The 13,768-nt window shown below is 58.8% G+C and carries 12 protein-coding genes; all 12 read left to right on the forward strand.

The genetic code is table 11. The features are described from left to right. Positions 1–65 precede the first annotated feature (65 nt). The 12 genes from PspS35_RS30265 (at position 66) to PspS35_RS30270 (ending at position 13,768) form a co-directional block, all read left to right on the forward strand. Positions 66–2,099 carry an HAD-IA family hydrolase gene (locus PspS35_RS30265; protein WP_238786030.1) on the forward strand — a complete coding sequence of 678 codons (2,034 nt, stop codon included), beginning with the start codon at positions 66–68 and terminating at the stop codon, positions 2,097–2,099. Further along, the gene (locus PspS35_RS10675) at positions 2,096–2,818 is read left to right on the forward strand and encodes a sulfotransferase family protein (protein WP_159934219.1); all 723 of its coding nucleotides are present in this window, start codon (positions 2,096–2,098) and stop codon (positions 2,816–2,818) included. The genes PspS35_RS30265 and PspS35_RS10675 overlap by 4 nt, the downstream gene beginning before the upstream one ends. Positions 2,819–2,828: 10 nt before the next feature. Continuing rightward, complete coding sequence (locus tag PspS35_RS10680; RefSeq protein ID WP_159934221.1) at positions 2,829–3,554, forward strand: SDR family oxidoreductase; 726 nt, start codon at positions 2,829–2,831, stop codon at positions 3,552–3,554. Then, entirely contained in the window at positions 3,551–4,687 is a 1,137-nt protein-coding gene (locus PspS35_RS10685) for a hypothetical protein (protein ID WP_159934223.1), read from the forward strand. The genes PspS35_RS10680 and PspS35_RS10685 overlap by 4 nt, the downstream gene beginning before the upstream one ends. Before the next feature lie 7 nt (positions 4,688–4,694). After that, positions 4,695–5,480: a class I SAM-dependent methyltransferase gene (locus PspS35_RS10690; protein ID WP_159934225.1), complete on the forward strand. Its 786-nt coding sequence runs from the start codon at positions 4,695–4,697 to the stop codon at positions 5,478–5,480. Then, entirely contained in the window at positions 5,477–6,706 is a 1,230-nt protein-coding gene (locus PspS35_RS10695; protein WP_159934227.1) for an MFS transporter, read from the forward strand. The genes PspS35_RS10690 and PspS35_RS10695 overlap by 4 nt, the downstream gene beginning before the upstream one ends. Then, entirely contained in the window at positions 6,703–7,317 is a 615-nt protein-coding gene (gene cysC / locus PspS35_RS10700; RefSeq protein WP_159934229.1) for an adenylyl-sulfate kinase, read from the forward strand. The genes PspS35_RS10695 and cysC overlap by 4 nt, the downstream gene beginning before the upstream one ends. A 97-nt stretch (positions 7,318–7,414) precedes the next feature. Next, positions 7,415–8,050, forward strand: a complete 636-nt coding sequence (locus tag PspS35_RS10705) for a CGNR zinc finger domain-containing protein (RefSeq protein ID WP_159934231.1) — start codon at positions 7,415–7,417, stop codon at positions 8,048–8,050. A gap of 92 nt (positions 8,051–8,142) precedes the next feature. Continuing rightward, entirely contained in the window at positions 8,143–8,643 is a 501-nt protein-coding gene (locus PspS35_RS10710; protein ID WP_159934233.1) for a sigma-70 family RNA polymerase sigma factor, read from the forward strand. A gap of 29 nt (positions 8,644–8,672) precedes the next feature. After that, positions 8,673–9,626: a FecR family protein gene (locus PspS35_RS10715; protein ID WP_159934235.1), complete on the forward strand. Its 954-nt coding sequence runs from the start codon at positions 8,673–8,675 to the stop codon at positions 9,624–9,626. A 97-nt stretch (positions 9,627–9,723) separates the two neighbouring features. Continuing rightward, entirely contained in the window at positions 9,724–12,129 is a 2,406-nt protein-coding gene (locus PspS35_RS10720; protein ID WP_159934237.1) for a TonB-dependent receptor, read from the forward strand. A 739-nt stretch (positions 12,130–12,868) separates the two neighbouring features. After that, positions 12,869–13,768 (forward strand): type III secretion protein, encoded by a 900-nt coding sequence (locus PspS35_RS30270; RefSeq protein ID WP_238786031.1) that lies wholly within the window; start codon positions 12,869–12,871, stop codon positions 13,766–13,768.

A 13,768-nucleotide genomic window follows, 5' to 3' on the forward strand; every position in this document is an offset into this window, starting at 1 on the left:
TGATAAATGGAATAAAAGAACTATAAAAAATAACCATAAGATACTAAAAAACCGCTTAAAAGCGTTTGACAGGATTTTTGCTGCCGTGTCTTATAGGCACACCTCAACTCGCTCCGCTGGTAGTTCGCAAGTCACGCGGAGTCACCTATAAAGAGATGCCTATGTTTCCATCGGCAGTTATAGGGGAACTACCAGAACAGGGGGCAATGCAGTTGCCTAAGTTAGTGATCTTCGATTGCGATGGTGTGCTTGTGCAAAGCGAAGAGATTACCCTGTCTGTTTTGATCTCCATGCTTAACGCTCGCGTACAGGGCAGTCATACGCTTGAACGTGCACATTATATTGAGCACTTTCGTGGGCGAAAGATTGCCGATTGTTTACGTGAAGCTGAGCAATTATTAACGATTCACTTGGGTCGTCAGTTCGAAGATGAGTTTCGAGCGCGGGCACTGCAAGCATTAACGCGTGAGTTGAAAGCCACCGATGGAATCCTTGAAGTATTGGGCAGGCTGACAGTTCCTTATTGTGTTGCCTCCAGTGCGCCGCGTAACAAGATAGAGCATTGTTTACGCCTGACCGGGTTGCTGCCTTACTTTGAAGGCCGAATATTCAGTTGTTATGAGTTGGGGCGATGGAAGCCAGACCCGTTGGTGTTTTTAACTGCCTGCGCCCATTACAACGTTGCTGCCCGTGAAGCGCTGGTGATTGAAGACAGTGTTACCGGTATTCAAGCCGCCGTCGCGGCCACTATAAAAGTGCTGGGGTTTGGCCCGCCGCATCGGCATCAACAGTTGGCCGAAGCAGGGGCATTACCGTTTGCCGATATGCGTGAATTACTGACCATTATTGACCAGGCCACTCAAGGAGCAGGCGTTGTGGGCACACAGGGTTATATAGAGCGGCTTAAACGCAATGATCAATCTTCAGAGGTGTGGTGGGATTCATCGCCCGTGGTGTATGCACCTTATAAAAAACACTTGCTGGATAAATACCCGGCGGCGGTTGCGCATATCGAGCAATTGATGCCGGATGATTTTTCACCCTTCCGGGGCTTGAGCAGCGTGACCACCAACCCCCGGCTGGTGACAGCGACGATTCTTGAAAAGCGCGAGTATTGGTCCTCACGCTTTAACCTGGCCAGCCTGTCGCCTGAGCAGTTGCGCAACAAGCTCTACAACGAAGTCATCGCCGAAGGGGCCTTGGCACTCAAGCCGCGCTGGGTTCATTCCTCTCAGCGCGAGGGCTGGATCAGCGCCCAGGTCGACCCCTTGGATGTGCGCTGCACCGCCCGCATGACGGCCCGTGGGCTGGAGCTGCATCGGCTGGCCGCGAACGTGATGGTGAAAGTACCGGGCAGTCTGGAGGGGATCGCGACGGTCGAGCAGTTGGTGGCTGAAGGCGTTTCGATCAACATCACATTTTGCTTTACCGTCTCGCAGTTCCAGGCCGGTCTGCAGGCCATCGAGCGGGGTATCGCGACTGCACGCAGCAAAGGCATCGACACGTCCCGCTGCAAGTACGTGATCACCTTCATGATTGGGCGTTTTTCCTGCCAGCCCGAATTCGCATTGCAGGCCGCAGAACGTGGCCTGGCGCTGAGCCCGCAGGAGCTGCGCTGGGCGGAGCTGATGATTTACCAGCAGATCCAGGCGCTGGTCGCGGGCTCTGACGTGCCGGTCAGGCTTCTGCTCTCCAGCATCAAGGTCGACGTTGACGAGCGCGGCCACAAGCATTGCTGGCACCTGGAAAAGACCGGGCTCACAGCGACCTGCTACACACTGACCCCGGACGTGGTTGAGTTTCTGATCGAGCGTGAAAGCCACGGCAAACCGGTACTGCCCGCCAGCGAACGCCAGCAGGCGCCGCCTGAGACGTTCGCCCGGCTCATGTGCATTCCGTATTTTTGCGAAGCGTATTTCATCGACAGCATCGAGCCCTACGACTTTGGCCATCACGAGGCGTTTATAAACGCCTGCAATGAAGCCAACAGCGCGTACCGGCGCCTGACCGATTACTGCGTGCGCCTGTGCCCCGTGGCAAAGCCGTTCAGCCGGTCGCTCAACGCCATCCTGGCGGCTGAATACGGGGTGTTGGCATGAACCGGATGGTCGGGTTGTGGGCCCATCCGCGTTCCCGTTCCACGGTGTTGGAGCGTGTGTTTATCGAGCGGGGAGATTTTGAGGTTTTCCATGAGCCCTTTGCGCATATGGCGTTTTCCGAGGACTCGGCGATCCCTTCGGACGAGTGGGACCACAGTTTTCCCACAACGTATCAGGGGATAAGGCAACACCTTCTCAAGGCCCAGGAACGTGCCAATGTCTTTCACAAAGACATGTGTTACCACTGCCTTGATGACTTGAAAGTTGACAGCGATTTTCTCGCGCGACAACACAATATATTTATTATTCGCGAGCCGGCCAGCAGCATTGTTTCCCATCATCGGGTACATCCTGGTATGCCCTTGCAGGCCATCGGGCATAAAGCCTTGTATGAGATTTTTTGTGTGGTGACCAAACTCTCGGGGCGCATGCCTTATGTGATCAATGCCGATGATCTCGCCGCCGAACCGGAGCGGGTAATTCGCAAGTTGTGTGATTACTTGCAGATTGAATTTTTGCCACAGGCCATGACCTGGAAGCGTGAATGCCCGCCGCAGTGGAAAACCTGGAGAAGTTGGCATGTGGCCGCAGAAAAGAGTGAGCGCATCGTCCTGTCGGATACACCGCAGCGTCATGAACTTGATCTCTCGCCAACACTAAAAGCCCTGTACGAATACCATCGGCCTTTTTACGAGCGCATGAACGAATTTTGCCAATAAGGACTGTTGTATGAAAAAGTTGATTATTACCGGAGCGGCCAATGGGATTGGCCGGGCCACGGTGGAAAAAGCCATTCAACAAGGCTACTTCGTTATTGGTGCCGACAAGGATGCCGACGGTTTGAATGCCTTGCAGCGTATATATGGGCCTGACGTATTAGAGATACAGGTTGCGGACTTTTCGGATAAGGCGGTGATCAAGGGATTTATACCCGCGCTGTACGAACGCCACGCTACGGTTGATGGGTTAATCAATAACGCGGGTATTTACCATGGCAAAAGTGTCTACAGCTATAGCGATGATGAAATCGACGAAATCCTCACTGTAAACCTCAAGGCATTGGTCTATCTCTCCAAGGACTTTGCCGAACGGGAAATGCCCCACGAAGCCCCGCGCAGTATCGTCAACATTGCCTCAGTGGCCGGTGAAGTGGGCAGTTGCGATGCCCTGTATGGCGCCACCAAGGCGGCGGTGATCGGCCTGACCAAAGCCAATGCCTGGAATTTCGCGCCGTTCGTACGGGTGAACGCGGTGTCGCCGGCGCTGATCCACGACACCGCTATCTACGACACCATCCCCGAATACCGCCGCGCCGAATATGCCCGCCAGGAAATCCTCAAAGACCCGATTTTGCCCAGCGATGTCGCCGACGTCATTTTATTGCTGGTCGGCGATGCCATGCGCCACATCAGCGGTCGGGTCATTCCAGTGGACAATGGAGCCTACCCACGATGAGCCCGTCAGCCCCCAAGAAAAAGCTCTTGCTGGTGGGCGCGGGCGACCTGTGCCTGCAAATCCTGAAGATCCTCGGACCGAAAAACGCATTCGAGTTCGTGGTGTTGGGCCGCAATGAAGACGCGACCCTGCGCCTGTGCAACCTGGTGGCCCTGTCGTGCGCGCAGTTGGGTCAATACATTGCGATCAAACCGGTGATCGCGGACCTGACCGATATCGACAAGGTGGCGCGGCTGTTGCGTGAAGAGGCGCCCGATGTGCTGGTCAATTGCGCGTCGTTGCAGTCATGGCGGGTTATCACCGGGTTGCCCAGGCTTTCGTTCGAACAACTGGACCAAGCGCAGTTCGGCCCCTGGTTGCCCATGCACCTGACGCTGATGCATTGCTTGATGCAGGCGGTGAAAGCCTCCGGCATCGTGACCAAGACGGTCAATGCGGCCTTTCCCGATGCGGTCAACCCGATCCTGGCCAGGGTCGGCCTGGCGCCGGATATCGGTGTGGGCAATGTGGCCAACCTGATCCCGGCCGTGCGTTTTTCCCTCGCCCGCCTGCTGGAGTGCGCGCCCGCCGATGTGCAGGTGCAGCTGTATGCCCAGCACTACTTCAGCCACTACGTGCCGCGCGGCGGTGTGCCTGCGCATGCCAGCTACCGCCTGCTGTATGAGGTTCGCGACCGCCCGGTGGTGCCACGGTTGCCGGCCGAGGCGATTTTTTCCACGGTTAAAACCGAGTTCCGCCGCCTGGGCGGCACGCAGGGTCAGTTCCTGACGGCGTGCTCGGCAGTCACTGTGATCGAAGGGCTGTTTTCTCCCACGCCGGTGCTGGTGCACGCGCCTGGCCCGTTGGGGCTTCCGGGCGGCTACCCGGTGTGGTTGCACGATGGGCGGATCCAGGTGCAGTTCTCTGACGGCTGCCCACAGGATGAAGCGGTGCGCATCAATAGCATTTGCCAGAGCCAGGATGGCATCGACGAAATCCATTGCGATGGATCGGTCACCTACAACCCGCAGTGCATGGCTGTGATGCAGGCAATGCTGGGGTATTGCAAGACAACCATGTCCATCGAGCAGTCCGCCGAGTTTGCCCAGGAATTGGCGAGCAAGTACCTGTCTTTCAAACATTCAACCTGGTAGGTGTGTGATGAATCAGATGTTTGGGCACAAGCGCAACGAGGTCGCCAGTTACGCGGCGCAATATTCGAAAAGTTTCGTCGAACGCTGGGATGACTTGATCGATTGGGACAAACGAAAGGCGGGAGAGAACGGCTTCTTCGAAAAGCTGCTGAAGCAGCACGGCGTGAGGTCAGTGATCGACGTCTCGACGGGCAGTGGTTTTCATGCGGTACAGCTCAAGGAGGCGGGCTTCGATGTGGTCGCCACCGACGGCAGCAGCACGATGTTGACCAAGGCGCGGGAGAATTTCCGCCAGCGCGGGCTGCAGATCGAATCGCACTACATGGATTGGCAGTCCCTCGACCCGACGGTGCTGGGGCACTTCGATGCCGTGGTGTGCCTGGGCAGTTCGCTGTGCCATGTGTTTGAGGCCAAGGCGCGGCTCACCGTGCTGGAAAAATTCCGCGCCTTGCTCAAGCCGGGCGGCTTGTTGGTTGTGGATCAACGGAATTTCTTCGCCATACGGGCAGGCAACTTCAAGTCCAGCGGCAATTACTACTACTGCGGCAAGCACGCATCGGTGAGTTTGGGGCGGGTCGATCAAGACCTGTGCGAGTTTATCTACTCCTTTGACAACGAAGAACAGTACCGGCTGCAGGTCTACCCGTTACTGCCGGGAGAGTTGACCACGCAGGTGCTGGAGTCCGGGTTTTCAGCCCATGAGAGTTACGGGGATTTCCAGCGTGACTACGACATGATGGACTGCGACTTTGTCATCCACACCGCGCTTGCCAGTACGAGGAAGCCTCGATGACCACACTGGTACAGCGTAGCGCCCGGCCATTGGACAGTGTGGTGCTGGCCGTGGTGTTGACGGGGTTCGTGGCCAGCACCTACGGGTTTGGGGTTTATCTGTTCGCCAACCTGGTGGTGGACATGCGCCGCGACATTGGCTTCGACTACACCACGGTGGGCTTGATCACCGGCGGCGCCCAGATTGGCTTCCTGCTGTTCTCGTCGGTCACCAGTGTGATCAGCCGCTATTTCGAGGGTTGGAAAATCAGTCTGGTGTCGACGCTGATCACGTCGCTGGCGCTGTTGGGCCTGAGCATCAGTGACAGTATCTGGTTGTCCGGGGCGTTGTTGATCTTGCTCGGAGGCTGTTCCGCTTCGGTGTATATCCCGCTGGCAGAGATTGTCACCAAGGGCTTCAGCCCCGGTAATCGCTCGCGGGTCATGGGGCTGATTTCCAGTGGCACCAGCTACGGCGTGTTTATCAACGGCTTGCTGGTGTCGTTTCTGACCTTGCAGGGCGGTTGGCGCTCGATCTGGCTGACGGCGGGGGTGATATCGCTGGTCTTGTGCGGCATGGCCTGGTTTCTGTTGCGCAACATGGGGGCGGCCGAGGAGGGTGGTATTTCACGGCGCGATTCGGCGTCTTTTGACAGCGCCAGGCCTTGGTTGAGCCACTCGCTTTACCTGATCTGGGCTGTCGCGTTTCTCAATGGCATGGCGTTGTTGCCGTTTCAGACGTACCTGGCGCCCTATCTGCGCGATGAGTTGGGTGTGACGGTGCGCGATGCCGGGTTTATCTGGACGACCATTGGCGCGGTGGGCATGGCCTCGGGCTTTCTGGTGGGGTGGATTGCCGACAAGATTGGGGTAAGGGCGTCGCTGGCGATGTGCTTTTCAAGCGCGGGCCTGGCGGCCGTTCTGGTGTTCGGTTTTAACAGTCTTCCGTTGTTTTACCTGGCGGCGTTTCTGTTCGCGCTGGCGTTTTATCCGATCTTCGGACTGGTCCCCAGTTACATCGGGCAAATCGTGCCGGTCAGCCGCCTGACCCAGGCATTTGGCATTGCCAATGTGTTGATTGGCTTGGGCGGGGTGTGCGGCAACTTCCTGGGGGGCTTTTCCAAAGACCTGACCGGTTCGTTCTCGACCATCTATTGGGTGGTTGCGCTGTTGCTGTTCCTGCAATGCGCGATGGTGTTCATGTTGGGTAAACAGCCGGTCTCGGCGGCCGAAGGGGTTGAGCCATGAATTATTTCGCGCAGCGTCCAAACCAGAACCTGCACGCGTTCGCGTTCACTCAGCCGCACGCTGGCCACTCGCGCCTACCGTACCAGCCGATGGTGGTCTGGATGACCGGTATATCTGCATCCGGCAAGTCGACCATCGCCGATGCGCTGGACGTGGCCTTGCAGGCGCAGGGTCGATTGACCTGCATCCTTGATGGCGACTCGGTGCGCGGCGGGCTGTGCCGGGACCTTGGGTTCACCGACAGCGACCGTGACGAAAACATTCGGCGGGTCGCGGAAGTGGCGCGCTTGATGCTGGAAGCGGGGTTGAGCGTGATCGTGGCGCTGATCTCACCGTCGTCGGCCAGTCGGCACTACGCGCGCTCGATCATCGGCAATGAGTATTTTGTTGAAGTGCATGTCGATGCCCCGCTGGAAACGGCGGAACTACGTGACCCCAAAGGCCTGTATAAAAAAGCCCGCCTGGGGTTGATCAAGCATTTCACCGGTATTGACTCGAACTACGACGTGCCGGTCTTTCCTGAGGTGCGCGTGGATACCCAGGCGCTGTCTGTCGAACAGTCTGTCCAGACGATTCTGGATTGGGTGGCACGCAACCACGCGCGCACTTAGCCGCTGGTCTTTGCGCGGAGGGGGGTGGTGTCGGCCGTTCCAGAAAACAAGGTAATCTGCGCCATCGCAGTAGTATCGCGTTTTCTCGGGAGCAGGCATGACGCATTTTACGGGCACTGCAAAGTCGATTCGCCTGATTGGCGGGGCCCAGGCATTGGACTTTATCAATACCACCAATGGCCGTCGCCCTGGGTCGCCACTCAAGGTGATGGAAGAGCGGCTCACCAGTTTTCAGTTTTTCTTTGAGTGGGCAAGGCATGCCGGGTTGATCTCTGCCCAAGAGTTCGAGACCTACAGGCCTATGGTGTTGGAGTCGCCTATTTCGTATCAACCGAACCTGGACGCCATTATTGCGTTCAGGGAGTGCCTGTATACGGTGTTTTATCCGTTGTCGTTGCGCCAGCACGCGGCCGATGAAGCATTGCAGCAGATCAACCTGCGCTTCCAACAAGGCGCCGCGTGGCGGGTGCTGCGTTCAGTCGATGGGGTGCCGGCGTGGGAGTGGAGAACCTGCACCTGCGTCCAGGGGTTGACTGAGATGCTCATCGGGCGCCTGGCGATCGGGGCCACGCAGTTGCTGGTATCGGGTGAGCTTCGCGAATTGAAGAGCTGCACGGCGACTGACTGCGATTGGGTATTCCTGGATAGCTCCAAGAACAAACTGCGCAAATGGTGCCAGATGAGCGTGTGCGGCAGCCGCGAGAAATTGAGTCGCCTCAAACTGGCGCTTTAGTTCCAGCCTGCGGTGGGCAGTCGACGGGTAGCAATTGCTCGACTTAATAGGAAGCATTACTATTCACGCCCCGCCTCCCCCGTGCCCCCGCGATGATCCCTCAGCCGCCCCGCAGAACAGGCTTTTTCGAGCACTACGAAGAGTTGATCGGAACCTGGACGCGCCGCCTGAGAAACCGTCAACAGGCCGAAGACCTGGCCCATGACACGTTTGTGCGGGTGCTTGAGTCCACATCGACTCAGGTGGAGCAACCGCGCGCCTACCTGCATCAAACCGCACGAAATATCGCCGTGGACGCCTACCGGCGTGAAGACCGCCGCGAAGCGATGGCGCAGCAAGCCTATGATCAGCGTTCGCCCCACAGTGGCGACCCGGAGCATTTCATGCACGCCGTCCAGTTGGCGGACTCCATCGAGCGGGCGTTGGCCGAGTTGCCGCTCAACTGCCGCAAGATTTTTATCTGGCAGAAAATCGAGGGCCTCACCCAGCAGGAAATTGCCGAACGCCTGGGCTTGTCCAAGAACATGGTGGAAAAGTATATGATCCGCACCCTGCGGCATCTGCGTGACCGCCTGGACGCAATGGCCCCATGACCCAAGCTCGCTCTGAAACAGGACCTTCCATGATGGATAGCCGTGCCCGCGACGAAGCCGCGCAATGGTTTGTACGCCTGCAAGACGCTGAGTTGGACGCCCACGACCGCCAGTGTTTCGATGCGTGGCGTGCAGAAAAGCCCGAACACCAATATGAATTCGATGTGTTGCAGGGCATGTGGAGCGCCGCCGACCTGGTGCCCAAGGCTCGCTTGCAGGCGTTGTGCACGGCGCCAGCCGAGCGCCCAAAACGTAGCGCTGTGTTGCGTTATGCCGTAGCGGCCAGTGTGGTTGCGGTCGCCTTGGGGGTGGGGCTGTTCAGCGGTCTGGATCATCCCAAACCCTACAGCGCCGAGTTCAGCACGCGGCTGGGCGAGCATCGTCAGGTGGCATTGCCCGACGGCTCGGTGATGGATTTGAACAGCCGCAGCGTGGTCGCGGTGCATTACGAAAACCACCGGCGCAGCGTCGAACTCAAGCAGGGCGAGGCCATGTTCAGCGTCGAACATGACACCCGTCGGCCCTTTGTGGTCGCGGCAGGTGCAGGCCAGGTGACGGTCACTGGCACGCGCTTTGATGTGCGCCGGGACGACGATCAGACCCGCGTGGCGGTCGAGGCCGGTACGGTCCAGGTGCAGGGCCGTTCGCCGGGTGACGTGGTGACGCTGACGGCGGGGCTGGGCACCCATGTGGACAGCCAGGGGCTGGTGGCGGCGTCCTACGCGGTGAATGCCGATGCGCTGACGGCCTGGCGTACAGGCAAGCTCGTGTTCAACAACGCGACGCTGGGTGAAGTGGCGCGGGAAGTCTCGCGTTATCGCGAGCAACCGCTGCGGGTCAGTACGCCTGCGGTCGGCAACCTGCGGCTGACCAGTGTGTTCAAGGCCAATGACACCGACGCTTTGCTCAAGGCCTTGCCGCACATTCTGCCCGTGGCCGTGCGCGCCCTGCCGGATGGCAGCCAGGAAATTATTTCACGCTGAGATTCAGGTTTTTTTCGAGTTCTTCGTCTTCTCCTGCAACTGCAACTGGTTTGCATTAACAGCCGCACACTTCTGCGATCACAGGACTAGGCTCGACGTGAAAAAACTCGCCATCAACAACAATAAAATTTCCCGCTGGGCGCCTGTGGCGCTAGCCCTTGCGGTCAGTGCCGCCGTGCCGTCGGCCTATGCTGGCGACGCTGTGCATATCCCGGCCCAGCCGCTGGGCGCCGCGCTGAGCCAACTGGGCCAGCAGACGTCGCTGCAAGTGTTCTTCAGCCCCGACTTGGTCGCCGGCAAGCAGGCACCTGCGGTAGATGGCAATCTTTCCCCTGAACAAGCCCTGCGCCAATTGCTGCAAGGCAGTGGCCTGGACTACCAGATTGACGCCGGCTCCGTGACCTTGCGCCCGCTGAACAGTGGCACTGGAGAAAGCGGTTCGCCGCTGGAGCTGGGTGCCACCGACATTCGGGTGGTCGGCGACTGGCTGGGCGATGCCAATGCCGAAGTGGTGCAGAACCACCCCGGCGCACGCACGGTGATCCGTCGCGAAGCGATGGTGGAGCAGGGCGCGATGAACGTCGGCGACGTGCTGCGCCGTGTGCCGGGTGTACAGGTGCAGGAGTCCAACGGCACCGGCGGCAGCGATATTTCCCTCAACGTTGGGGTGCGTGGGCTGACGTCACGCCTGTCGCCACGCTCCACGGTGCTGATCGACGGAGTACCGGCGGCGTTTGCGCCTTATGGCCAGCCACAGCTGTCGATGGCGCCGATTTCCGCGGGCAACCTGGACAGCATCGACGTGGTGCGTGGCGCCGGTTCCGTGCGTTATGGGCCGCAGAACGTCGGTGGCGTGATCAACTTCGTGACCCGTGCGATCCCCGAGAGATTTTCCGGCGAAGTCGGTACCACCCTGCAAACCTCAGCCCACGGCGGCTGGAAGCACATCGAGAACGCCTTCATCGGCGGCACGGCCGACAACGGCATCGGCGCCGCGTTGCTGTACTCCGGGGTCAATGGCAACGGTTATCGCAACAGCAACAACGCCAACGATATCGACGACGTGATCTTCAAGACCCATTGGGCGCCGACCGATCAAGATGATTTCTCGCTGAACTTCCACTATTACGACGCCAGCGCCGACATGCCCGGCGGCCTGACCCAGAAGCAGTTCGACGCCAACCCGTACCAGTCGGTGCGCGACTGGGACAACTTCAGCGGGCGCCGCAAGGACGTGTCCTTCAAGTACATCCGCCAGATCGACGACCGTACCCAGGCCGAAGTGCTGACCTACTACTCCGACAGTTTCCGTGGCAGCAATATTGCTAACCGCGACCTCGGCACGCTCGGGTCCTACCCGCGCACCTACTACACGTTCGGTATCGAACCCCGGGTGTCCCATGTGTTCGACGTGGGCCCCAGCACCCAGGAAGTCAGCGTCGGTTACCGCTACCTCAAAGAAGGCATGCATGAGCAGGCCACCAGCCTGAACCTGGTCAACAACGTACCGACGCCGGGTGGCCGCAGCGATGGTCACGTCTACCAGGACCGCACGGGCGCTACCGAGGCCAACGCTTTTTATGTCGATAACAAGATCGATATCGGCAAGTGGACGATCACGCCGGGTATCCGTTTTGAAGACATTCGCACCGAATGGCACGACCGCCCGGTTGTCCCCTTGCTCGGCCCGCGCACCCTGGAAAAACGCCGCGAAGTCCACAGCACCGAACCGCTGCCGGCACTGAGCGTGATGTACCACCTCTCTGACGCCTGGAAACTGTTCGCCAACTACGAAACGTCCTTCGGCAGCCTGCAGTATTTTCAACTGGGCCAGGGCGGCAGCGGCGACCAGACGGCCAACGGCCTGAACCCGGAAAAAGCCAAGACCTACGAGGTGGGTACCCGCTACAACGACAGCGTATGGGGCGGCGAACTGACGTACTTCTACATCGATTTTTCGGATGAGTTGCAATACGTCAGTAATGCCGTGGGTTGGACCAACCTTGGCGCCACGAAGCACACAGGTATCGAAGCGTCGGCCCACTATGACCTGTCTAACCTGGACCCGCGCCTCGACGGCCTGACGGCCAATGCCGGTTTCACCTACACCAAGGCCACCTCGGAAGGTGACGTACCGTTCAAAGGGCGCGACCTGCCGCTGTACTCCCGTGAGGTGGCAACACTGGGCCTGCGTTACGACGTCAACCACTGGACCCACAACCTGGATGTGTACGCCCAGTCCGGCCAGCGTGCGCCGGGCACTACCAGCACCTACATCACCCAGGGCACAGCGGATGGCCAGTTCGGTGATATCCCGGGTTATGTTTCGGTCAACGTGCGCAGCGGTTATGACTTCGGCGAGCAGCTGTCGAACCTGAAGTTGGGGGTGGGTGTGAAGAACGTCTTTGACCAGCAGCACTACACCCGTTCCAGCGATAACAATGCCGGTTTATACCTGGGCGAGCCGCGTACGTTCTTTGTGCAGGCCAGTGTTGGTTTCTAACCGGGGCGCGTAGGGAAAGTCGCAGCGCAATGCTGCGATTTTTTAGGCTGCTCCACTTTCTTACAGGCGCGGTCACCAATCTGACGCAACTTTAAGGAACTGGATCGGATCGGCCCGCCACTCACCGGACACGCAGCGCCAGATGTCCCGTTGATACAACCGTATCGGCGCGTGATTGTTTGAACAGGCTAGTCACCACGACCCCGTCGTGGCGTGTTCCCTGGAGGCCCTATGACTACGGCGTCATTTAACGCTTGCCAACCTGAATGCCGGGCTGCCGGCACTCAACGTCCTGCAGAGGTTTCAGAGACGGCTTGTGAAACAGACTGCTCGCAAATACGCCATGCCCGCGAAATCCAGCGCATGAAGGAATTTGCCGGTCGACGCCGGTTCCAGGCACCGTTGGCCGACGATTTTGCGCGAGGCATGCTGGCAGTCGGACAGGACCGTAATGAGAGCGCTGAGCCACGGGTGCACGTCCGTGGTGCCCTGGAGTCGGTGATGGTCGGGTTTGAGAGTCTTGTGCAGTGGGCGAGAGGTTAAAACCGGCCTCACACACACGTGCAAATGAGCGAGCCAGTTTTACATTATGTCATTGCTATTGTTCTGCTGCCCGGAACTGTCGATTGCGTCACGCCACTCATCAGTAGTTTGCTTTCCTGGAGTCGATTGAATCTGTTCGATCACCGTGGCGATGTCCATCAGGTAAGCGCGAATCCGGAAAGGTTGGAGATTATGCATGACAATAGATGTTTCAACTCTTCCCGCGCGGCCACTGGCCGTGGTGGGGGCGCAGGCGCAAGAGACGCCGCCGTCCCCCCATGTTCATCCTCTCCCTGAAGAGTCGCCCACGCCACCCGGCACACTGTCGTCGCGACGGCCTACCGTGTCTTCATTGCGGTCCTTGGCCTTGCAGAGCTTGCCAGTGGTGCGTGCGAACCATGTGCCGCCTGGCGCGCACTCGACTGACAGCCAACTGGCGACGGTCCTGGAAAATGGATTCGGGTTGCTGCATCCCTATTTGAAGTTCGGACAACTGACGCAGTCATCCCTGCAACACCTTGCCGCGCGCGCGCTGGGGGAGAGTGACAGGCTCGATTCCATGATTCTGGCGGTGAACGAGATACTCCGTCGTCCGCGACTCAACGACGCGATCATCAATGGCGACGGTTATATCACCCGTGACAGCCTCAGGTATGCGGCCCAGGTTATGACAGGTAACAGTGCGCCGAGCGACTTCAGCGAGGACCCTTTTCATTCCCAGGGCAACGCTCTGGTTGTTCAGGCGTTTCAAGGTGAGTTCGACCGGTTGAGGGACAAGGCCAAGGATCGGACGGTGTTCTTCGAAAAATACCAGTTTGTCGAGATCGCCGCGCTCGCAGCCGTGATGGCTGACCCGAATGAGCTCGACTCGCAGGGCTCGCTGGTGCTGGAGGCGTCAACCGGGCTCCCCAGGAAGTTATACAGCGAGCATTGTGTCTACACAGTCAGGAATATTCTGGAGCGCCCCGGCTTGTTGAGCTCCCTGCAGCGAGCGGCGGCCAATGGGTTGGGCGGCCTTGTGAGCAAAGAAGGCTGGCTCAGCAATAAAAGCCTTGAGCGGTGGCTCAAGCAAGAGAAGGTGAACAAAGCCCGGTAA

It is taken from the genome of Pseudomonas sp. S35 (genome assembly GCF_009866765.1).
In the GTDB taxonomy this organism is placed as follows: domain Bacteria; phylum Pseudomonadota; class Gammaproteobacteria; order Pseudomonadales; family Pseudomonadaceae; genus Aquipseudomonas.